Origin of the sequence: Brevibacillus agri, from assembly GCF_004117055.1 — a bacterium.
GTDB classification, from domain to species: Bacteria; Bacillota; Bacilli; order Brevibacillales; family Brevibacillaceae; genus Brevibacillus; species Brevibacillus agri.
Window position 1 is genome coordinate 565,889 of record NZ_CP026363.1, and the last position, 22,488, is coordinate 588,376.

The window sequence follows — 22,488 nt, forward strand, 5'->3', positions numbered from 1 at the left end:
CAGCGAAGCTGGCAAGCCGGAAATTGAACGGGTAAAATAAGAGAAGCACGTCAGCAAAGCCTTGTGAAAAAGAAAACAAGGACGCGAAGGAGGGAGAGGGATGGAAGGAGAGACTGTACTGATTGCATTTGATTCCACACAGCAAGCTTTGCGTGCAGAAATGCTGCTGGAGTACGAAGATATTGATATCGACACAAGACCGACGCCAAAAGAGATAACGGCTGGCTGTGCCCTTTCCATTGAGTTTCCTTTGCCCGACTATTCTCGCGCGAAAACGATCATGGAAGAGCAGCAAGTAGTCATTCGAGGATATTTTCGTCAGTTTGCTGGCCGATACCAGGAGGTTGACGAATACGGCAGACAGAAGGAGAGGACAGAATGAATACTACAAATGCAGAAGGCTTTTTTCAAAAGCTGTACAACCAAATTTACGACTATCTCACAGATGCCGACATGTGGGTAACTGTAGGGATGGTGCTGGCGAAAATTTTGGCGATCATCGTTGCCTCGCGTATCGTTGTTTCGTTGTTGCACGCGACAGTCAACCGCATTTTTCATCATCGCCACGGAGGCGGCAAGCTCCAACTGGATCAACGCCGTGTCGATACGATGCGCGTGCTCGTTAACAATATCATTCAGTACACGATTTATTTCCTGGCGATTTTGATGATCTTGCAACTGATCGGGATCGACTTGCGGCCTGTGTTGGTGAGCGCAGGGGTGCTCGGGCTGGCTGTCGGCTTTGGGGCGCAAAGTCTCGTGCGCGATATTATCACTGGTTTCTTTATCATTTTTGAAGACCAGTTTGCTGTAGGGGATGTCGTGACGATCAATAACATGACCGGGACCGTACAGGAGATTGGCCTGCGGATCACACGCGTGCGCAGTTGGACGGGAGAAGTATTTATTTTCCCGAACGGAACCATTACGCAAGTGACCAATTTTTCACTGCAAAATACGTTGGCTGTTGTGGATGTCTCGGTAGCGTACGAGGAAAATCTGGGTCAGGTTGAAGAAGTGCTGAAAGAAGTGCTGGCAAAAGCGCAAGCCGAGCTGACAGATATCGTGGCGGAGCCACAAATTTTGGGCGTACAAGCATTGGGGCCGTCTGAGGTCGTCATGCGGGTGACTGCCGAGTGCAAGCCGAACACCCACCACGGCGTCAATCGCAACCTGCGGGCGATGATTCGCACCGAGTTTACCAAACGGGGCATTCAGATTCCGTATCCGAAAATCGTCGCGATGTCGGGCAAGGCACAAGGCCAAGCATAGAGTAGAGGGGAGAAGAGAGATGGAAAGGAAGCAATTTGGGCTGGGGGACATCGTACAAATGAAAAAGCCGCATCCATGCGGAACAAATGCGTGGAAAGTCATTCGCATGGGCATGGACGTGCGAATCAAATGTACGGGCTGCGACCACAGTGTCATGATCGGTCGTCTTGAATTTGAACGCAAACTGAAAAAAATATTGGTGCGCGCAGAGGAAGAGCCGAAAGAGTAAAGCAAAAAACTTTTGAAGGAACCGTCTGTCTTTTTCTACACTGTCCGTAAACAGTGGTGGAGCTGACCAAAAGCTTTCGCCACGCAGACGAAAGGGATGGTTAGGATGAGTGCCAGACGGTTGTGGATGCAATGGATCGCTGTGCTGGGGATGCTGCTTGCGTTTTCACAGGCGGCATGGGCGAAGGACGCAAGCAACTGGAAGATAAGCGTCTCGCCGACGGACAAAGCGACAGAGGTAGCAGCAGACGCTGTCATTACGCTGACGTTTTCCGGGACGGTCCGTTTGGCAAATTCGCGTGACATCACGGACAAGTCGTTGCTGTCCATCGTGCAGCTTGGGGACGAAAAGAAAAAGAAAGTCCCGTTCACAGCCAAGTGGAACAAGACAGCGAGAAGCATCGTGATCGACCCTGTGGGTAACCTGGAGGCGGGAAAAGCGTATCGCGTCACACTGCCCGCCAAAAAGCTGAAGGATGCGCGAGGGGAGCTGAACCCGGAGCTGTCCGCTGCGTTCACGACAAAAAAGCCCGTGGATAACATTGCTCCGCAGGCGATTATTTTGCCTGGTCATGGCGCCAAGCAGGTGAAGCTGGAGGAGAAAGTGACGCTGCAGTTTGCGGAGGAAGTGACTCTGGCAAGCGGAGGAGCACTCTCCAGCAAAACGGCGGCAGGACTTGTGCGCTTGACAGATGAAAAAGGCCAGGCTGTCCCGCATACCGTCACCTGGAACAAGAGCAAGCGAATGCTGTCGATCAAGCCAAAAGGAAAATGGCAGCCGCATACGAGCTATCAGGTCAGTCTCGCTGGCGGCCTGCTGCAAGATCAGGCGGGCAATGTGAATAAGTCACAATGGTCGAGTTTCACGAGTGGCGCGAAGTAATGGAAGTTTGGTTGTGGATAAAAAAAGGATGCAACCCGTAGCAAGCGGCGCATCCTTTTTTCCTTTTTGTACGATCAGATGTATCTCCCGGTGATTGTACTTTAAGGTTATGACCGATCATTTTCCGTCGGCTGCGTAGCCAGTCAATGATCTATGTGGAATGGGGAAGGTAAGATGCATGGTCGTGCAAGCTTACCTTCAGATAGGCCGGATGGCAGCGGGAAGCTTAGTCGCAGTCACAACCTACGATTACGAGAAGGATGAAAAGAACCAGGATCAGCGCGAAATCGTCGAAGCCGTTAAAGAGACCCACTTGCTAACACCTCCTACCCTAGTTTCAATACTCATGCTATGTAGGAACATGAAAATGGGTATGGGCGAATGCCCTGGTTCCGACGAAAATAAGTTATTCACACTCTATCCACAGAAAATGTGGACAACTTTTTGTCGAAAAATGCAAAACGGAAAAGGGGGTTGGGAATAAACAAGCTGTGGATAGACAGTTATCCACAAAATTATCCACAAATCTGAATTTTCTCTGGATAAATTGACTGTTGTTAGTAAATATTTAAAATATTTTTCTTAATAAGAAGGAATTTGGACGTGCAACAACGTAATTACACTAACTAGAAATTGGAAAAGATAAAGAGTAAGGAAAAGGGGCGATTGAGATTTGAAAAAGCAAGTGTTTGCATCAGTTACAGCTTTGGCTATTGCGTTTTCGGCCGTATCGGTACCATTTATTCCGTACAGCACGCCGGCAGTCGCTTTTGCTGCGGAAAAGCCAAATTATCAGACCCGCGCTGAAATTCCAGACCAATATAAGTGGAAACTGAATCATATTTACCCGACTGTTCAGGATTGGGAAAAAGACGTAGTCAAGGTGGAGGCTTTGGCGAATGCTTTTACCAAGCACCAGGGCAAGCTGGGGACTTCTGCTGCGGCGATGCTCGCTGCTTTCGATGATTACGTGGACATGATGCGGCTCAACGACAAGGCGTATGTGTACGCCAACATGTCGCTGGACGTAAACTCGGCCAACTCTGAGCTGCAGAAGCTGGCAGACCGCGCCGAGAAAATGTACACGCTTGTTTCGGAAAAAACGGCATGGCTCCAGCCAGAAATCGTTGCCATTCCGGATGAGAAAATGAAGAGCTTGCTCGCTGACAAGTCTTTGGCGCCGTACAAGCTTTTCATTGAGGACATGCTGAGAACCAAGCCGCATTCGCTCTCCACAGAGATGGAGGAGCTGCTGGCAAAATCCTCTCCGCTGGGCAATGCGCCAACCAACATTTACAGCATGCTGTCCAAAGATGTGAAGTTCCCGAAAATCAAGGATGAGCAAGGCAAGGAAGTCCAACTGACGCGTGCCAACTTCATTTCGTATATGGAAAGCAAGGACCAGCGTGTGAGAAGGGATGCTTTCAAGGCATACTACAGCGCCTTGATTGACTTCCAGGATTCGTTCGCACAGACACTGGCAGCAAAAGTGAAGGCAGACAATTTCTACGCGCAGGCACGCAACTACAACTCTGCGCTGGAAGCGAGCCTGACGCCGAACAACATCCCGACCAAGGTGTACGATGAGCTGATCGACACGGTCAACGACAACTTGCCGCTGCTGCACCGCTATATTGCCTTGAAGAAAAAAATGCTCGGAGTGAAGGAGCTGCACATGTACGACATCTATGTGCCGATCGTTCCATCCGACGACAAATACATTTCCTTCGAGGAAGGAAAAAAAATCGTCGCCGACGGATTGAAAGCCATGGGCGACGATTACGTGAAAGTGCTGGCGGAAGGACTGGATGGCGGCTGGGTAGATGTCTATTCCACCGACGACAAACGCACCGGCGCTTACCAGTGGGGAGCCTACGATACGCATCCGTACGTGCTTTTGAACTATCAGGGCACGCTCGATGACGTGTACACGATCGCCCACGAGATGGGCCATGCGATGCAGTCGTACTACACGAACAAGAATCAGCCGTACATTTCGTCCAACTATCCGACCTTTACGGCGGAAGTGGCTTCCACGATGAATGAGACGTTGCTGTTCAAGAGCATGTACGCGCAGGCGAAGACGAAGGAAGAGAAAATGTATCTCCTGAACCACTACCTGGAGAACTTCCGCTCGACCTTGTTCCGCCAAACGCAATTTGCCGAGTTTGAAAAAGCCATTCACGACAAGGAGCAGGCAGGAGAATCGCTCAACGCCGAGGCGATCAAAAAAATCTACCTCGACATCAACAAAAAGTACTACGGCAAAGACATGGTTTCCGACGAGGAAATCGCGATGGAGTGGGCGCGCGTTTCCCATTTCTTCAACTATAAGTACTACGTGTACCAATACTCTACGAGCTTTGCGGCGTCCCAGGCGCTGGCGAAACAAATCCTGGATGAAGGACAGCCGGCAGTTGACCGCATCCGCAAAAACTTCCTTGAAGCGGGTAACTCTGCTCCGCCAATCGAGGTGCTGAAGGCAGCGGGCGTAGACATGTCTACATCGAAGCCGATCGAGCAGGCTATGGAGATTTTTGAAGAGACTTTGAATGAGCTGGAAAAACTGGTGAACGAAAAGTAAAGCGTTTAGCGCTGCATAAACAAAGCAAAGGCTCCCTGTCTGTAAGCGGCAGGGAGCCTTTTTTGGGCAATCAAAGGACTTTTCAGCTGCGAACTGTGACACAATAGCTTATGCCACGAAGAAACAAGAACAAGAACGTTTTTCTTGTTAGGACCGTATTTACGGGGACGTGGCTGTACGTCTAGCCGTACAAAATAAAACAATCCAAATAAACGTACTGCAAAGAAATCCGGTAATAGCCATGATCGTATCGTATTTGTGATAGTTGTACATGAATGATTGAGTCATGGAAAAGCCCCAAAGAAAGGTAGGAAATATAAGGAAATAATATAGTGGGTTGCCGGGAGTCAGTTTCACGTAAAGGACAGCAATGGCTGTAGAAACGAGAATGGCAATAATTTCGCTTTTCATCTCCTCATAACTGATGTTTATGGGAATATCACTGGCAAGCAGCATCTTGTTACACCAAAGGAGAAAGAACCATATGGCGATGATGCTATTCGCGCATACTAGCAAAAGTTTTTTTATCATTTTCCCTCCCACATAAAGTGACACATCATTTTGAGCTATTTAATAGGACGGAAAAAAAGGAAAAGGTTTCGTGCTTCATTCAAACGGTAACTAATAAGCAATCCCTACCCGTACACGCAAATAATCAGAACTGCCGAGCTGCCTGTACGTAAACTCCGCCGTATCGGGAACGGAAATTTGCATGCCATCTGCAGGCAAGTAATCGGCCTCGACCCGGTAATTGCCTGTGTAGCTGCCGTCAGGCAAATAGGTCGGGCACACAATCGTCCAGTCCAGTCCGGATTGTTGCAGGAGCAAGTACGCCTTGTGGTGCTCCTCGGCGGCCCTGGTCAGCTTTTGCCGCGATTCGCTGGACTGGTAGCGGAGCAAATCGGGGGAGACTCTGCTTTGCAAAATTCCCGCTGTGCCTACTGTGACAATTCGGGAGACGCCTTCCTGCTTCATGGCATGCAGGATGAGCGGCATGCCCTCCGACAGTGTGGTCGTGCCATCTGTGCCAAGGGCGCTGATAACGGCATCGACGCCCTGCATCGCCAGTTTGACGTCCTGTTCATTCAAGACGTTTCCCGTAAGCACGCGCACGTTTTCGGGCAAAGGCTGGGGGAGCTTGTCCGCAGAGCGCACCAAAATCGTAGCTTCATGGCCATCTGCCAGCGCGTGCCGTAAAATATGGCTGCCGACGCGGCCGGTGGCGCCGAAAAGCAAAAGCTTCATTATGTATTCACCTCATGAACATGAATGAGTGATCGGGTCAACAGTTTTTTTGCTAGTGTAAGTCTAGCATTTCTTTTTTTGTCCCACCACCATCAGCTATCGTGGAAGTGGAAAGGGGGACATTCCGACAGCACGGTGAGCTTCCTGTCAGGGCCCAAAGTTGCCACAAGGAGACAATTGTATTCTTAAATCCAAATCTATATACTTAAAAGGATGTTAGGACGATGACAAGGGAGTGTATATAGATGGGTGCATCTTGCGGTATTGTTGGGCTTCCCAACGTGGGGAAATCAACACTGTTCAATGCCATTACACAAGCGGGTGCGGAGTCGGCGAACTACCCGTTCTGTACGATTGACCCGAACGTGGGGATCGTAGAAGTTCCGGATCCGCGTCTCACAAAGCTGACAGAGATCGTAGTGCCGAACAAAGTCGTTCCGACGGCATTTGAGTTCGTGGACATTGCCGGCCTGGTAAAAGGCGCGAGCAAAGGCGAGGGGCTTGGCAACCAGTTCCTCGGACATATCCGGGAAGTAGACGCGATCGCGCATGTCGTTCGCTGCTTCGAGGATGAAAACATCACGCACGTGGCAGGCCGTGTCGATCCACTGAGCGATATCGAAACGATCAATCTGGAGCTGATTTTTGCCGATCTGGATTCAGTCGAGCGCCGTATCGACCGTATCGCGCGCAAGGTGAAATCCGGCGACAAGGAGTCCAAGCAGGAGTTGGACGTGCTGGAAAAACTGAAGGCTGCATTCGAAGAAGGCCAGTCCGCGCGCAGCGTGGAGTTGGACGACGAAGAGCGCAAATGGATTCGCGACCTGCACCTTTTGACGATCAAGCCGATGCTGTACGTGTGCAACGTGGCAGAGGACGGAATCAATGACGCAGACAACAATCCTCACGTGCAGGCTGTTCGCGAGCATGCGGCGAAGGAAGGAGCAGAGGTCGTTGTCATCAGCGCCAAGGTCGAGGCAGAAATTGCTGAACTGGAAGGCGAAGACAAAGAAATGTTCCTGCAAGAGCTTGGTTTGGCCGAGTCCGGTCTGGACCGCCTGATTCGCGCTGCTTACAAGCTGCTCGGTCTGGTTACCTACTTTACGGCAGGGGTACAGGAAGTGCGCGCGTGGACCATTCGCAAGGGCACAAAGGCTCCAGGTGCGGCAGGCGTGATTCATACCGATTTCGAGCGCGGCTTTATTCGCGCAGAGGTTATTGCTTACGACGACCTGGTAGATGCTGGATCGGTTGCGGCAGCCAGAGAGCGCGGGAAGTACCGTCTTGAAGGGAAAGAGTACGTTGTGGCTGACGGAGATGTCATGCATTTCCGCTTCAATGTTTAGTACGAAATAGTTGCTTCACTATAGGCGTTTTGCTATAATACGATAATGCGAGTATTTATGGAGTGCATGTTTTGTGCGTTTCGTTTTAGCACTCGCTCCTTGCCCGTACAGGGCCGCAAAGTCCATAAGGAGGTGAAAAGGTATGCGTCAATACGAAGTTATGTATGTATTGCGTCCAGACCTTGAAGAAGAGAAAGTAAAATCCAATGTAGCTCGTTACAGTGAAATTGTGACCAACTACGGTGGCGAAATCTCTAAGCTTCAAGAAATGGGTAAACGTCGTCTTGCGTACGAGATCAATAAGTTCCGTGAAGGTTACTACGTTCTGATGAACTTCAAAGCGAACGCTGATGCTGTTGCGGAAGCTGAGCGTCTGATGAAAATCAACGACGACGTAATCCGCTTCATGTTCGTTCGTGATGAGAAGTAATCATTGTCGCGGTCAGAGGGGGAACCAAGATGAATAAAGTTATTCTCATCGGCAACCTGACGAAAGATCCTGAACTTCGCTACACGCCGAATGGCGTTGCCGTTGCTACTTTTACCGTGGCTGTCAATCGTCCTCGCACCAATCAGGCAGGCGAGAGAGAAGCCGATTTCATTAATATTGTCGCTTGGCAAAAACTTGCCGATCTTTGTGCAAGCTACTTGCGCAAAGGAAGACAAGCTGCCATCGAAGGACGCATTCAAACGCGCTCCTACGATAATAAAGAAGGAAAACGCGTATATGTAACAGAGGTCGTTGCGGAGAACGTTCAATTTTTGGGCGGTCGAGGCAATGAAGGCGGCGGAGACAACGCAGGATACGATCCAGGACCAGGATTTGGTGGCGGAAACAAGCCATCCGGTCAGAGAAACAATGACTTTGATCCGTTTGGTGATCCCTTCGCGAGTGCAGGCAAGCCGATCAACATTTCTGATGACGACTTGCCGTTCTAAGAATCGTAAAACTTTCACATTCCTAAGAAGGAGGGACTATCATGGCACGCAAAGGACGTCCTAATAAGCGTCGTAAAGTATGCTTCTTTAAAGTGAACAAAATCAAGCACATCGACTATAAAGATGTAGACTTGCTCAAAAAATTCATCAGCGAACGCGGCAAAATCTTGCCACGTCGTGTAACTGGTACTTCTGCGAAGTATCAACGTGCTTTGACAATTGCGATCAAACGCGCTCGTCAAGTAGCACTGCTGCCTTACACGGCTGAATAATTTACACAAGCGATAAAAAGGGGGACACAATTGCGTGGCCCTCTTTTTTCCATATTTTTCGCTACTCGCAAATGAGGTGCTGACATGCCTTCCAAAACGAAGCAATTGGCTGAAAATGCCCTGATGCTGGGTATTGCACTGGTACTGTTGTTCCTTAGTACATATACCGTACTGGGAGCACTGGTCAGTTTCCTTTTACCGCTGCCGTTTATTTTCCTGGCCGTAAGCCGCAACGTGTCGATTATGGTGTGGATCTCTGTCGTGTACACGTTCCTTGGCTGGATCATCGCAGGACCGATCGCTGCTGCGATCGCCTTGAGCGGAGCGGTTTGGGGCTCTGCCATGGGAATTGTTTATGCGAAAAGAGGGAAGGCACTTCCGGCGATTGTAGCCGGAGCTGGTGTTGTGTTTCTCAGCACCGTTTTCGGGCTTGCCTTCATGGCATTTGGAATGAACCTGAATTTCCAGACCATGCTGGAACAGACCGCTCAAATGCGCCCTTCCTTCGTGACAAAAGAGCAATTTGACCAGACGGTTGCTCTTATCAAAATGGTGCTGCCTACGAGCATCGTGATGTTCAGCTTTATCTCCAGCGCGATCACACATGGATTGGCCAGCCTGATTGGAAAACGGATCAAAAAGCCGATTCCGGCGTTGAAGCCAATCCGGGAGTGGAGTTTCCCGCGATCTTTGCTGTACTATTATTTCCTCGCCATGATTAGCATTCTGGTGTTTGGCGGCAGCATGCAGGGAACGTTCTGGGAGACCGCCATCATGAACGTAAAAGTCATGCTGGACGGGATTTTTACACTCCAAGGTTTGAGCTTCTGCCTGTTTGCAGCGTACCTGTACGGGTGGAAGAGATTGACTCCAGTGCTTGTTGTCTGTCTATTTATTTTTCCGTTCTTAAGCACTATACTTAGTCTGGTAGGGATATTTGACTTAGGGCTTCGTTTGCGTGAAAAACTGGAAACAAGAGTGAAGAGGGGCTGAGGAGATGCCCAAATTCCTGTTAAAGCGTTGGTACGGGATGCACATGGTCCTGGCACTCAGCTTTAGCTTGCTGTTGTTGGGGATTTTGACCCTGCACCATTGGATGTACGGGGCGATCGGCATTGTTTGCTTGATTGGCCTGGTTCTATACGCCCTTCAAGCAGAAAAAGGATTTCAGCGGGACTTGCGCCTGTATTTGGCGACAGTCACTCACCGCGTGAAAAAAGCCGGAGAAGGCGTTATTCAGGAGCTGCCGATCGGAATTCTCTTATACAACGAGGAAAAGGCAATCGAGTGGGTCAACCCGTTCATGACACATATGTCCGGGGATGAGTCGATGATCGGGAAGAGCCTTCAAGAGGTATTCCCCCAACTCGTGTGGAAGCCGGAACAAAAACGGCTCGAATTTACTTACAATGAGCGGGTTTACGAAGTCATGGTTCGGTCCGATGAGCGTCTTTTGTATTTCAAGGACATTACGGACTTCAAAGAATTGACGACGCGTTACCATCGCGAAAAGGCTGCTCTCGCCATTATTCACCTCGACAACCTGGACGAGGTTGGACAAGTCATGGACGATCAGAGCCGTACGCTTTTGTCGACAAGCGTGGCTGGTGTGATTACAGAGTGGGCCAACAAACATGGCATATACCTTCGCCGAATCACGGCTGACAAATTTTTGGCGCTGATGGAACGGGAAGCCCTTGATAAATTGGAAGAAACGCGTTTTGACATTCTCGATGTGGTTCGGGAAATGACGGCTGACAACAAAATTCCGATTACGCTCAGTATCGGGGTTGGGGCAGCGGCGACGACGTACATCGAGCTGGGGCAAATGGCCCAATCGAGCTTGGACATTGCGCTGGGCCGCGGTGGCGACCAGTGCGCGATCAAGATCGGTAACAAGCTCACCTTCTACGGTGGCAAATCAAATGCGGTAGAAAAACGGACGCGCGTTCGGGCACGGGTGATCGCCCATGCGCTGCGTGATTTGATCCACGAGGCTGAGCATGTGATCGTAATGGGCCACAAACAGCCAGATATGGACTCCATCGGTGCTTCGCTTGGTGTATTGAAGGCCGTGCAGTTGCACAACAAGGCAGCCTATATCGTCATGGATGAAGGCAACAACTCTGTCGAACGCTTGATGCGGGAGATTTACGCCAATGAGGAATTGGCTGAAACATTTATTACGCCGGAGCAGGCGATCAGACTGGTGACGGGCCGCACGTTGCTCGTGGTTGTCGATACGCACCGTCCTTCGCTGGTCATTGAGCCGAAGTTGCTCGGTGAGACAAGCCGGATCGTCGTCATTGACCACCATCGACGCTCCGAAGAGTTTATCGAGCCGGTTCTGTTGTACCTCGAACCGTATGCGTCTTCGACATCTGAGCTGGTCACAGAGCTTTTGCAATATCAGAGCGAGCGCTTGAATATCGACAATCTGATTGCCACCGCACTGTTGGCAGGGATTGTGGTAGACACGAAAAGCTTTGCGTTCCGTACAGGCTCGCGCACGTTTGAAGCGGCGTCCTTCCTGCGGCGCAACGGGGCCGATACGGCTGCTGTTCAACGTTTGCTGAAGGAAGATTTGACGCAGTATGTGAAGCGGGCACGCATCATTATGAACACGGAAACGTACAGAGATAATATGGCGATTGCCATTGGGGATCCTACCGAGAACTACACGCAAGTCCAGGTGGCCCAGGCGGCCGAGCAGTTGCTTACGCTCTCGGGCATCCAGGCATCTTTTGTCATTGCCGAGCGGGGAGACGATACGATCCTGATTAGCGGACGCTCTTTGGGCGACATCAACGTGCAAGCGATCATGGAGCTCTTGGGCGGTGGCGGACACCTGACAGGAGCCGCCACGCAAATTCAGGGCATTTCCGTGAAGGAAGCGACTCGACGTTTGAAAGAAGCGATTGATTCGGTCGTGTAGGCCAATTTGAAAAGGGGGAAACGATGATGAAAGTCATTTTTCTTCAAGATGTAAAAGGCCAAGGCAAAAAAGGCGAAATCAAAGACCTGTCTGAAGGCTACGTACGCAACTTCCTGCTGCCGCGCAAGCTGGCGAAGGAAGCTACAGATAGCAACATAAAAACGCTGGATGCGCAAAAGCGCAGCGAAGAGAAGCGCAAGGAGCAGGAAAAGCTGGAAGCACAAGCGCTGGGCGCGAAGCTGAGCGAGCTGACAGTAAAAGTAACAGGAAAAGCCGGCGAGGGCGGACGACTGTTTGGCGCAATTTCGAGCAAACAAGTGGCACAAGCGCTGGAAGAGCAGTTCAAAATCAAGCTGGACAAACGCAAGCTGGAGATGGACGCCATCCGCGCGCTTGGCGTAACGCAAATCAAAGTCAAGCTGCACAACGAAGTAACTGCGACACTCAAAGTTCACGTGGTAGAAGAATAATGACGCAATCCTGGAGGGTGTGACGTGAGCGACCTGTTTTTGGATCGTGTGCCGCCGCAGAACAAGGAAGCGGAACAATCAGTGCTGGGTGCCGTGTTCTTGTCTAAGGAAGCTTTAATCACGGCCATTGAGATTCTCCGTCCGGAGGATTTTTACAAGACAGCGCATCAGCGCATCTTTCAAACCATGGTGGACCTGTACGAAAAGGGCGAGCCAGTCGATCTGGTTACCGTAACCGCTGAGCTGCAGGACCACAAGCTGTTAGACGAAGTCGGCGGCGTCACGTATTTGACCGAAATCGCCAGCTCGGTTCCGACCGCGGCCAATATCGAATACTACGCCAAAATTGTAGAAGAAAAAGCGCTGCTACGGCGCTTGATTCATACGGCAACAAAAATTGCGAACGACGGTTACTCCCGCGAGGACGACGTAACGGAGATCATTGCGGATGCCGAGAAGTACATCATGGAGATCGGGCAAAACCGCAACAGCGGCGGTTTTACGCCAATCCGAGACGCGCTTCTGGAAACGTATGAACGGATCGAGTTTTTGAGTCAACGGCGTGGAGACATTACCGGGATTCCTTCCGGATATACCGATTTGGATAAAATGACCGCCGGATTTCAGCGCAGTGACCTCATCATTCTGGCAGCCCGTCCCTCTGTCGGGAAGACGGCTTTTGCCTTGAATGTCGCGCAAAACGTCGCTGCACGAGCTGGAGAGACTGTCGCCATCTTCTCTCTGGAGATGGGCGCTTCCCAGTTGGTACAGCGTATGATCTGTGCCGAGGGCAATCTGGACGCCTCGCGGATGCGTTCCGGTACGCTGGAGGAAGACGACTGGCAGAAGCTGACGATGGCGATTGGTACGTTGGCGAAGGCACCGATTTTTATTGATGATACGCCAGGCGTAACCGTGCAGGACATTCGCGCAAAATGCCGCAGATTGCAGGCTGAACGCGGCCTGGGCATGATTCTCATCGACTACCTGCAATTGATTCACGGCCGCGGCAAGGGAGACAACCGCCAGCAGGAAGTATCGGAAATCTCCCGTACGCTCAAAGGAATCGCCCGTGAGCTGAATGTTCCCGTAATCGCTTTGTCCCAGTTGAGCCGTGGCGTAGAGCAGCGGCAGGACAAGCGCCCGATGATGTCCGACATCCGCGAGTCCGGTTCGATCGAGCAGGACGCCGATATCGTTGCGTTCCTGTACCGTGATGACTACTACGACAAGGAAACGGAAAACAAAAACGTCATCGAGGTCATCATCGCCAAACAGCGAAACGGCCCGACCGGGACGGTAGAGCTGGCATTCCTCAAAGAATTTAACAAATTCGTAAGCTTGGATCAGCGCTTTCGAAATCAGGCTGGATAATAGAGCAAATGGAGAAAAAGCCGGAGCAATTCCGGCTTTTTTTTCTTGCTTGAATTGCCGAACATATAATCTTTGCACTATTTAAATGTTCGTATTTTCCGTTGACATGCAAGAAATGGTTTAGTACACTTAGATTGTTTCAGGCCCAAAAGGACATGATGATATCAGGAGGTGTTTTTCGATGTCAACAGTCGTTGTCGTCGGAACCCAGTGGGGCGATGAAGGTAAAGGTAAAATTACAGACTATTTGGCTGAAAGCGCAGAGGTAGTGGCACGTTACCAAGGGGGTAACAACGCCGGCCATACCATTATTTTTGATGGTAACAAATATAAGCTGCACCTGATTCCATCCGGAATTTTCTATACTGACAAGACCTGCGTAATCGGAAACGGTATGGTAATCGATCCGAAGGCATTGGTAAAAGAGCTGGAGTACATTCACAGCTTCGGTTTTTCCACTAGCAATCTGAAAATCAGCGATCGCGCGCATGTCATCATGCCGTACCACATCAAGCTGGATGGCGTGGAAGAAGACAGCCGCGGTGCAAATAAAATCGGTACGACCCGCAAAGGGATCGGCCCGGCATACATGGACAAAGCAGCTCGCATCGGCATCCGCATTGCCGATCTATTGGATCGCGATGAGTTTGCCCGCAAGCTGGAACGCAACCTGGCAGAGAAAAACATGCTGCTGGAGAAAATGTACAATACGACTGGCTTTGACCTGCAAGAAGTACTGGATGAGTACCTCGCTCTGGCAGAAATCATTCGTCCATACGTAACCGACACATCTGTTGTGCTCAACGATGCGATTGACAACGGAAACCGTGTTCTTTTTGAAGGGGCCCAAGGCGTACTGCTCGACATCGACCAAGGGACGTATCCTTATGTCACCTCCTCCAACCCGATTGCGGGTGGCGTGACTATCGGTTCCGGCGTGGGACCAACCAAAATCAATCAAGTAATCGGTGTAGCGAAGGCGTACACCACTCGCGTAGGTGACGGTCCGTTCCTGACTGAGCTGACTGACGCTACTGGCGATCACATCCGCGAGGTTGGCTTCGAGTACGGTACGACAACCGGCCGTGCCCGCCGCGTAGGCTGGTTTGACAGCGTAGTCGTTCGTCATGCCCGTCGCGTGAGCGGTATCACTGGTCTGGCTATCACCAAGCTGGATACGCTCTCTGGTGTTGAGACTCTGCGCATTTGCACAGCGTATAAATACAATGGCGAAATCATTGAATCGTTCCCGGCAAACCTCAACCTGCTGGCAAAATGCGAGCCTGTTTACGAAGAACTGCCAGGCTGGACCGAGGACATCACCGGTGTTCGCAATCTGAACGACCTGCCAGAAAACGCTCGCCACTACATCGAGCGCATCACACAACTGACAGGTATCCCAATGTCGATCTTCTCCGTAGGGCCAGATCGCGAGCAAACCGTTGTTGTGCGCGGCATCTGGGGATAAGCCTAGTTCCAACGTCGTAGCAGAAAAGTCGGCCTGACCATTTTCATGGGCAAGCCGTATGAAAAAAGCTGTCGATAATTCGGCAGCTTTTCCTTTTTTTACGGACAGACAAGAAACGGCACCCTCTGGGCATAAGGTTAGACATAAGGAGAAATGGAGAGGTGATCGTGATGATGGGGTTTGACCAAAAAGCCAAGAAGCTGCTGGGGAAAAACGTACAGGTGAAAATGATTAACGGCGTCGTTATCAAGGGGACCATGACTCATTTCAACAACGGTTACCTTTGCTTCATCACCACTTACAAGCAGCAAAACGACGCAGAGAAAACGACGATTCGCAGACTCGCCCTGAAAGACGTGACATCAATGCAAGAGGTGTAAGCCTGGATGCCTGAGACGAAATAAGCCATCTTTCCTCCAAAAAGGGAAAGATGGCTGTTTATTGTGTTTCACATTTCAGATCAGGCCGCTATGAGAGCGGATGATGGCGATCGCTTCGTCCCCCCGTTCTTCCGCAACGACTGCAGTCAGCAGCACCGTACGGGTCAGATTATCGTCACCGCGATCGGACAGCCCGCTGGCATCCGGATTCGCCGCTGCCAGGATGCGTGCATCCGGTCCGCTTGGAAAATCGCCAGCCAGTGTCAGCACCCCTACCCCCGGAAAATCGCCGGAGAGCGGGGTGGTGATCTGTTCTAATCCGTCCCCTGGAAATTGGCCGATTTTGTCGATTTGAATGGTCGTAAAGCCGGCTTGTCGAAGCGCATTTTCTGCCTGTTTCGCCTCATCCTCGGTATGGAATCCAGCCAAAATGTTGCGTTCTTTCACGTAATCAGCCTCCCAGTAATGAAAAAAACCCCCAATTGTATGTCCATATGGTGACGCTTCGTCATATTTTTTATTCGACAGCAATTTACACTTGATGTTGTCGTGAAATTTATGGTAAAGTCGACATAGTTGGTTTCTTTAGGCATTTTGGCAGATAATTGGTAACTAAACATTGGGATATATGACCTAGTCGGTATATTTAAAATTTTCAGGAAATGGAACGAGATAGCTGTATCTGTTTTCAGGAGGGACAAGTTATGCAATGGTCTGAGTGGAAGGCCAAGCTGCAGGAACGGTCCGAACGCATCGTTCGGGATTGCAGCGATCTGGCGAAACGTGCAATGAAACGTACAAGCTCGTACATCCAGGGACATAAAAAGCAAACGGTTTCCATCGCAGCGGGATTGCTGGTGACGGTGGCCGCCGGAGCTTCGGCGCAATATTACTATACGAGCAATGTCACATCGGTCTATCACGTCATCGTAAACGGACAGGAAATCGGTGTGGTGAACGATCCTAAGGTCATTCAGGATTGGACGGCAGCAAAGCTGGCAGAAGAAAAAGCCAAAAAAGGGCTGAATCTGACGCTGGCGGATTACATCACCTTCAAGGAAGAGCGCCAGTTCAAGGCTCCTTTTGACAACGATGCCGCAGTCAAAGCGCTGGCTTCCGTGGCAGACATCAAGGTTCAGGCAGTGAAGCTGGTGATCGACGGCAAAGTGGTTGGCTACTTGCCCGATCAGCAATCGGCTGAAGAAGTGCTGGCCGAAGTGAAGCAAAAATATTCCGGCGTGCCTATTCTCACTGGCAAAAAAGCCGCAGTAGCGGCGGCGTCCATGGCGGAGATGAAGGCAACCCCGATAAAAGAAGTGACTTTCAAAGAAAACGTAGAGTTGCAGACGGAAACAGTACCTGCAGCTCAAATTTTGCCTGCCGAAAAAGTCGAAGAGCTTTTGGTCAAGGGCACCTTCAAGGAACTGAAGCACACGGTAGTTGAGGGCGATTGCATCGGCTGTATTGCCAAAAAGTACGGAATTACCACAAAAGACATTTATGCCAATAACCCTGGCATTACGGAAAACACGCTTTTGCAGCTAGGACAGGAAATCAACGTCACAGCGATTCGCCCGTTGGTTACGGTACGGGTGAAGGAAGACGTTTCGCAGCAAGAAGTCATTGCATTCCCTACCCAGATCAACAACAATGACAAGCTTCCCAAAGGGGAAACAAAAGTTGTTCAAGAAGGCAAAAACGGTACGAAGCTCGTTCAGTATGAAGTCGTGAAAGAAAATGGACAAGTTGTCGAGCGCAAGGTTGTCAAACAAGAAGTCATTGCACAGCCAGTCGCAAAAATCATGGAGCGCGGAACAAAGGTTATTCCTTCGCGTGGGACAGGCCGTCTGAGCTGGCCTGCAAGCGGATATATCAGCAGCGGATTCGGCTCTCGCTGGGGCCGACTGCACAAAGGAATCGACATTGCCGGATCAGGGTCTGTCATGGCGGCAGACAACGGCCGCGTCAAATTCGCGGGCTGGGACGGCGATTACGGAAAAGCGATCATCATCGACCATGGAAACGGGATGGAAACGCTGTATGGCCACTTGAGCACGATCAGCGTGAAGGTCGGCGATGTAGTTGAACAAGGGAAGAAAATTGGCGTAAAAGGTTCGACCGGAGACTCTACCGGTGTCCATCTCCATTTTGAGGTTCATCAAAATGGACGAGTTCAGAACCCGATGCGTTTCTTAAAATAGACATGTAATTTTTGGATAGAAAAGGGCGACTCTTTGGAGGAGCCCTTTTTGCTATGTCGGCACTTTGACGATGCGAAAGGCAGGGAGTGGCTGGCAGGGGCTTCTATGCCGGGTGGACATGGTGTATTGTAGAGGAATAGCGATGTTCGAAGTGGAATCCTTATAGAGAAAAGGAGGGAGCGGGATGGCAAAACTCCTCGTGGTAGACGATGAAAAGCCGATTGCAGATATATTGAAGTTCACGTTTGAAAAAGAAGGGTATCAGGTCGTGTGCGCCTACGATGGCGACGAAGCGCTTGTTGTCGTTCAGGATGAGCGGCCGGATTTGATTTTGCTCGATGTCATGCTGCCGGGCAGGGACGGAATGGACGTCTGTCGGGCTGTCCGGCAAACGCACGACGTGCCGATCATCATGCTGACGGCAAAGGACTCGGAGCTGGATAAAGTGCTGGGGCTGGAGCTGGGAGCGGATGATTACGTGACCAAGCCTTTCAGTACCCGTGAGCTGGTGGCGCGGGTCAAAGCGCATTTGCGCCGCCACCGCCCAAGAGCCGAGGAAAAAGACAGCCAGCATCTGCTGCGTGTGCACGAGCTGGAAATTGATTTGAACTCGTACACGGTGGAGAAGGCGGGAGAACCGCTGGATCTGACGCACCGCGAGTTTGAGCTGCTGATGTACTTGGCCCGTCATCAGGGACAAGTTTTGACGCGGGAGCACTTGCTTCAGTCGGTGTGGGGCTTCGACTATTTTGGCGATGTACGGACGGTGGACGTCACGATCCGCCGCTTGCGCGAAAAGATCGAGGACGACCCGAGCCAGCCGAAGTACATTATTACGCGGCGCGGATTAGGCTACACCATGCGCAATCCCGGGGTGGGAGGCACGCCTGGATGATGAGGCGGCTGTTCAAAACGATCCAGTGGAAAATGGTCGTCATCTACATGCTGCTGATTCTGCTCGCCATGCAGTTCATCGGCGCTTATTTTGCCAGGGAAGTGGAGAGCTATTACATCAATAACTTTTCAGAGGCGCTCAATGCCCAGGCGAGCCTTTTGGCGAGTTTGCTGGAGAGCGATCTGCGGCCGCGCGACGGGAAGGAGCCGAGCGCGGAGCAAAACCGCCAGGACATCGACAACCTCATTAACAACCTGGTGAAAATAAACGGCGCCAATGTGCAGGTCATCGACCAGACCGGAACAGTGGTCAGCACGACAGAGGACAAGAGCACGATTGGTCAGCGCACCTCGCAGCCGGAGGTCACAGTAGCTTTGCTCGGAACGCGCAGTGAGTCGATGCGGATTGACCCGCGCACCGGAGCAAGGGTAAAGGTGCTGGTGCTGCCCGTAAAAGGCGACCAGATCGTCTATGGCGCAGTCTACATGATGGCTTCGATGGAAGGCACCTACACGACGATTCGTAAAATGAACGGGATTTTGGCGACGGGCACGATGTTTGCGCTCGTCATTACGGCGGGCCTGGGGGTCGTGCTCGCGCGAACGATTACCAAGCCGATCAAGGAAATGACCAAACAGGCAAGGCTCGTTGCCGACGGCGATTTCAACAGCAGCGTGCGGGTGTACAGCGACGACGAGATCGGCCAACTGGGAATGGCCTTTAACCACATGACGCTGCGGCTGCAGGAAGCGATTTTGCAGCAGGAGGAAGAACGGGAAAAGCTCGCGGGTATTTTGAGCAACATGACGGACGGCGTGATCGCGGCCAATCGCAACGGGCAGATTATTTTGTTCAACCGCGCAGCGGAAGAGATGCTGCAAGTGCGCATGGCAGATGTTTTGCGAAAAAAAAGGACGCTGGCCGATCTGCTCAGCCTGCCTCCCGAAGAAGAGATGTCTTTGTACGCGCAGGAGGAGCCGCTGTTTATTGAAATGCGCCTCCCGAATCAGGAAGAAGTCATTTTGCGCGTGACGTTTACGCCTTTGCAGCACGACAGCGGAAAAAAGGGCGGGATCATCGCGGTAGTCGCGGATGTAACCGAGCAGCAGCGACTGGAGCAGCAGCGCAGGGAGTTTGTCGCCAATGTCTCGCATGAGCTGCGCACTCCGCTGACGACGATCAAAAGCTACGTGGAAGCCTTGCTGGACGGTGCAGTAGATGAGCCGGAGCTGTCCAATCGCTTTTTGAAGGTGACCATGTCCGAGACAGAGCGGATGATTCGCCTGGTCAATGACTTGCTGCAGCTTAGCCGCTTCGATTCGCAGGGCGTGCGTCTGCACTGCAAGGAGGCGGACATCAGCCGGCTTTTGCGCTATGCGGCCGATCGCTTTTCCATGTTCAGCGAGCAGCAGGAGGTACAGCTTACTGTTGATGTGCCAAACAAGTTGCCGCCTGTGTACATTGATTTGGATGCGATCAACCAGGTGCTGGACAATTTGCTGTCCAATGCGATCAAATATACGTCCCAAGGCGGCACGGTCGTGCTGTCCGCCAAAGAAAACCGCAGTCAGAAGCGGGTGCAAATCTCGATTAGCGATACAGGGATCGGGATACCGGCCCGTGATTTGAAGCGAATTTTTGAACGGTTTTACCGGGTAGACAAAGCGCGCTCGCGTGGACAAGGCGGCACAGGTTTGGGACTGGCTATCGCCCGCGAACTGGTTCAGGCTCACGGCGCAGATATCGAGATTACCAGCGAATGGAACGTGGGGACGACGGTGACGTTCTGGGTCCCATTTGCCCAAGGAGGTAATGCGGGATGAAGCGGATGCTGGAGCCTGCCAAGACCGTCTTGCTGATCCTGCTGGTCGTGGCCAGCTTTTGCCTGACAGCTATGCTGTGGTCGAACCAGCCCAATTTGCAGTTCATCGAGCCCGCACAATACACAGAGTCCAAACCGGTTAAGGAAAAGACGCTGGAGCAATTGGTGACCCCGGAGTCGGTCGTGTTTCATTACGGGGAAGAGCGCCATACGCGTGCAGTAGCGACAGATGCGCCTTACAGCCTGATCGTAAGCGAGATGTCGAAATGGATTTTCCTCGATTTCTCCCCGTTTGCGCTGTCCAATGAAAAGTGGGGGGAAATTGCCCGGGAAAAGTTGGGGCTGGAGGTCCGGTTTCGCAGTACAGTACCGCTGTCGATCGTATCGCGACTGGTCACGTTTCGCGACGAGTATGACAGCGGCATCAAGGGCATTGACCGCTTGTGGCTGTACTACGAAAAAGACGAGGACGTCGTCTATGCGCTGTTTCTCTCGACAGAGGAAGGTCGCATGATGCGTTCGCGTACTTCGATCAGCCCAAAAGATTTGCGGGAGTCGTACTTGGCTTCCGGCAGTTCTATGCCGGAGCAAATCATGAAGGTCGTCAGGCCGGAGCGGACTTATTCGGTACTCGAAGGCCCGACGCCGATCTGGAGCATGTATTACTTGCCGAAAAACCAGATGCGGATGCAGCAGTTCCGCTACAGCTATGTGCCTGTCACCAACGAGCGGCTGATGGAGGCGTATTTTATCGACCAGTCGCTGGTCAGACAAATCATGGAGCGGGACAAAACAGTCATTTTCACAGACGGCAGCAGATCCATCCAGTTGAGGGCAGAGCAGCAGGCGATCACCTTCACAGACCCGGCTTACCAGCAGCGGGCGCAGGAGCTGTCTGACGAGGAAAAAGTCCAGAGTGCGGTTACGTTTATCAACAAGCATCTCGGTTGGCTGGACGATTTTCATTTTGAACGAATCAAGAAAAGCTACAATGAAAAAGATTTAATCACCTTCCGCCAGTATGTCGGGGCGTATCCTCTGGTGAGCACAAGTGAGCCGATCCAGATTGATACGATCCAGATTACATCGGAAGCGGGACAGGTTGTAACGATGAGCCGTTCCCTGCTCGATCTGGATAAATACATCGGCAACAACGAGCAGACGATCATGTCGGGGCCGGAGCTGTACAAGCTGATCCGGGACAAAAAGCTGGCCGATACGGAACAAATCACAAATGCCTACCTCGCCTATCAAACGGTCATAGGAGACGGATACGTCGATCTGGTTCCGACCTGGATCGTCGAGCTGGCGAATCAGGGGAATCTGTACATTCTCGCGCGAGTGAAGCAGGGAGGAGGAGGGGCGCATGGATTGGAGTAGAACGAAGACCATTCTGATCTGGGCCTTTCTTCTGCTCGATCTGTTTCTTTTCTATCAGGTGTACGTGACGCGCATCAGCCTCTGGAATGACAAGGAAGTGGCGCAGGGAGAAAAGTGGAATATGGAGCTGTATCTGAATCAGCAAAATATTGCCCTGGACACAGAGGTTCCGCAAGAAACTCCGGAGATGGCTTATCTCGATGCGGAATACGTCGGAATCAGTCCGATTAACTTGCTTGAGCTGCCTGGCATTCAGGCTACGGTGGAGAAAATGTCGCTTGCGGCAAGGCTGGATCCGCCGATTCAGATTCGCGGCCAACTGACGCCGAATGAGCTGCTGCGTCAGATCGGGCCAAGGCTGATGTACGCCGAGCAGTACGGGCCGGATTCGTACCAGTCGAATCAATCACGGCTGCTGTACTGGCAGGTTCACGAAAAAATGCCGATCTTCGTCGCCCCTTTGGAAGTGTATTTGGAAAACGGAGCGATTTTGGGCTATCGGCAAACGTTTTTCCACGTGCGGGAACAAAAAGGCGGGCGGCAGGTCATCTCCGGCTACAAGGCGCTGCTCTCGCTGGTCGAGAAGCAAATTATCCAGCCGGGTGAACGGATTGAGAATGTAAGCCTGGGCTATTACGGTTCATACGATGCGGATATTCAGGCGCTGGCTCCGGTATGGCGGGTCGTCCACGATGGCAAGCAGCATTTTGTCAACGCGTTCACCGGGGCTTTGGAGCGGGCGATGGTCACGCAGCGATGAACAAATAGACAGCCAGGGAAAGCGACGGGAAGAG

23 protein-coding genes are annotated in these 22,488 nt (G+C 51.5%); 21 read left to right on the plus strand and 2 right to left on the minus strand.

The window, feature by feature from the left end; genetic code table 11:
* Positions 1–100 precede the first annotated feature (100 nt).
* The 6 genes from BA6348_RS03080 to pepF all read left to right on the plus strand — a co-directional run bounded on the left by BA6348_RS03080 (position 101) and on the right by pepF (position 4,967).
* On the plus strand, positions 101–382 hold the full coding sequence (locus BA6348_RS03080) for a putative Se/S carrier protein (RefSeq protein ID WP_005828354.1): 282 nt from the start codon (positions 101–103) through the stop codon (positions 380–382).
* Positions 379–1,272 (plus strand): mechanosensitive ion channel family protein, encoded by an 894-nt coding sequence (locus BA6348_RS03085; protein ID WP_005828356.1) that lies wholly within the window; start codon positions 379–381, stop codon positions 1,270–1,272. Before BA6348_RS03080 ends, BA6348_RS03085 begins: the two co-directional genes overlap by 4 nt.
* A gap of 19 nt (positions 1,273–1,291) precedes the next feature.
* On the plus strand, positions 1,292–1,501 hold the full coding sequence (locus BA6348_RS03090; RefSeq protein ID WP_005828358.1) for a DUF951 domain-containing protein: 210 nt from the start codon (positions 1,292–1,294) through the stop codon (positions 1,499–1,501).
* Between the two features lie 105 nt (positions 1,502–1,606).
* Positions 1,607–2,383: an Ig-like domain-containing domain gene (locus BA6348_RS03095; RefSeq protein WP_241764822.1), complete on the plus strand. Its 777-nt coding sequence runs from the start codon at positions 1,607–1,609 to the stop codon at positions 2,381–2,383.
* A gap of 178 nt (positions 2,384–2,561) precedes the next feature.
* A complete protein-coding gene (locus BA6348_RS27930) occupies positions 2,562–2,867 on the plus strand; it encodes a hypothetical protein (RefSeq protein WP_025846312.1) in 306 nt (101 codons plus the stop codon).
* 189 nt (positions 2,868–3,056) lie between these two features.
* Positions 3,057–4,967 (plus strand): oligoendopeptidase F, encoded by a 1,911-nt coding sequence (gene pepF, locus BA6348_RS03105; RefSeq protein ID WP_122952692.1) that lies wholly within the window; start codon positions 3,057–3,059, stop codon positions 4,965–4,967.
* A 621-nt stretch (positions 4,968–5,588) separates the two neighbouring features.
* Here pepF and BA6348_RS03115 read toward each other — a convergent pair.
* Positions 5,589–6,212, minus strand: coding sequence for an NAD(P)-dependent oxidoreductase (locus BA6348_RS03115; protein ID WP_005828367.1), 624 nt, complete (start codon positions 6,210–6,212; stop codon positions 5,589–5,591).
* A gap of 245 nt (positions 6,213–6,457) precedes the next feature.
* Here BA6348_RS03115 and ychF point away from each other — a divergent pair, with 245 nt between their 5' ends.
* The 10 genes from ychF (at position 6,458) to BA6348_RS03165 (ending at position 15,396) form a co-directional block, all read left to right on the plus strand.
* Positions 6,458–7,558, plus strand: coding sequence for a redox-regulated ATPase YchF (gene ychF, locus BA6348_RS03120; protein ID WP_005828368.1), 1,101 nt, complete (start codon positions 6,458–6,460; stop codon positions 7,556–7,558).
* Between the two features lie 142 nt (positions 7,559–7,700).
* Positions 7,701–7,988, plus strand: coding sequence for a 30S ribosomal protein S6 (gene rpsF, locus BA6348_RS03125; RefSeq protein WP_005828370.1), 288 nt, complete (start codon positions 7,701–7,703; stop codon positions 7,986–7,988).
* A 29-nt stretch (positions 7,989–8,017) separates the two neighbouring features.
* Positions 8,018–8,497: a single-stranded DNA-binding protein gene (locus BA6348_RS03130; RefSeq protein ID WP_007779761.1), complete on the plus strand. Its 480-nt coding sequence runs from the start codon at positions 8,018–8,020 to the stop codon at positions 8,495–8,497.
* Between the two features lie 41 nt (positions 8,498–8,538).
* Positions 8,539–8,769, plus strand: a complete 231-nt coding sequence (gene rpsR, locus BA6348_RS03135; RefSeq protein WP_005831740.1) for a 30S ribosomal protein S18 — start codon at positions 8,539–8,541, stop codon at positions 8,767–8,769.
* A 105-nt stretch (positions 8,770–8,874) separates the two neighbouring features.
* Entirely contained in the window at positions 8,875–9,762 is an 888-nt protein-coding gene (locus tag BA6348_RS03140) for a DUF2232 domain-containing protein (protein WP_242507439.1), read from the plus strand.
* 4 nt (positions 9,763–9,766) lie between these two features.
* Entirely contained in the window at positions 9,767–11,704 is a 1,938-nt protein-coding gene (locus tag BA6348_RS03145; protein WP_007780468.1) for a DHH family phosphoesterase, read from the plus strand.
* 26 nt (positions 11,705–11,730) lie between these two features.
* On the plus strand, positions 11,731–12,174 hold the full coding sequence (gene rplI, locus BA6348_RS03150; RefSeq protein ID WP_025846303.1) for a 50S ribosomal protein L9: 444 nt from the start codon (positions 11,731–11,733) through the stop codon (positions 12,172–12,174).
* Positions 12,175–12,198: 24 nt separating this feature from the next.
* Complete coding sequence (dnaB, locus tag BA6348_RS03155; protein WP_005831733.1) at positions 12,199–13,548, plus strand: replicative DNA helicase; 1,350 nt, start codon at positions 12,199–12,201, stop codon at positions 13,546–13,548.
* Between the two features lie 181 nt (positions 13,549–13,729).
* On the plus strand, positions 13,730–15,016 hold the full coding sequence (locus BA6348_RS03160; protein WP_005831731.1) for an adenylosuccinate synthase: 1,287 nt from the start codon (positions 13,730–13,732) through the stop codon (positions 15,014–15,016).
* Between the two features lie 170 nt (positions 15,017–15,186).
* The gene (locus BA6348_RS03165) at positions 15,187–15,396 is read left to right on the plus strand and encodes a hypothetical protein (protein WP_007780462.1); all 210 of its coding nucleotides are present in this window, start codon (positions 15,187–15,189) and stop codon (positions 15,394–15,396) included.
* Positions 15,397–15,471: 75 nt separating this feature from the next.
* On the opposite strand, the gene BA6348_RS03170 is transcribed toward BA6348_RS03165, so the two are convergent.
* A complete protein-coding gene (locus BA6348_RS03170; RefSeq protein WP_122952691.1) occupies positions 15,472–15,843 on the minus strand; it encodes a hypothetical protein in 372 nt (123 codons plus the stop codon).
* Between the two features lie 257 nt (positions 15,844–16,100).
* Between BA6348_RS03170 and BA6348_RS03175 the strand changes: the two genes are divergently transcribed.
* The 5 genes from BA6348_RS03175 (at position 16,101) to BA6348_RS03195 (ending at position 22,454) form a co-directional block, all read left to right on the plus strand.
* Positions 16,101–17,597 (plus strand): LysM peptidoglycan-binding domain-containing M23 family metallopeptidase, encoded by a 1,497-nt coding sequence (locus BA6348_RS03175; RefSeq protein ID WP_122952690.1) that lies wholly within the window; start codon positions 16,101–16,103, stop codon positions 17,595–17,597.
* 184 nt (positions 17,598–17,781) lie between these two features.
* A complete protein-coding gene (gene yycF / locus BA6348_RS03180; RefSeq protein WP_005831723.1) occupies positions 17,782–18,492 on the plus strand; it encodes a response regulator YycF in 711 nt (236 codons plus the stop codon).
* Positions 18,492–20,315: a cell wall metabolism sensor histidine kinase WalK gene (walK, locus tag BA6348_RS03185; protein ID WP_025846297.1), complete on the plus strand. Its 1,824-nt coding sequence runs from the start codon at positions 18,492–18,494 to the stop codon at positions 20,313–20,315. The genes yycF and walK overlap by 1 nt, the downstream gene beginning before the upstream one ends.
* Entirely contained in the window at positions 20,312–21,694 is a 1,383-nt protein-coding gene (locus tag BA6348_RS03190; RefSeq protein ID WP_005831719.1) for a YycH family regulatory protein, read from the plus strand. The genes walK and BA6348_RS03190 overlap by 4 nt, the downstream gene beginning before the upstream one ends.
* Positions 21,681–22,454 (plus strand): two-component system regulatory protein YycI, encoded by a 774-nt coding sequence (locus BA6348_RS03195; protein WP_005831717.1) that lies wholly within the window; start codon positions 21,681–21,683, stop codon positions 22,452–22,454. The genes BA6348_RS03190 and BA6348_RS03195 overlap by 14 nt, the downstream gene beginning before the upstream one ends.
* Positions 22,455–22,488: the final 34 nt, after the last annotated feature.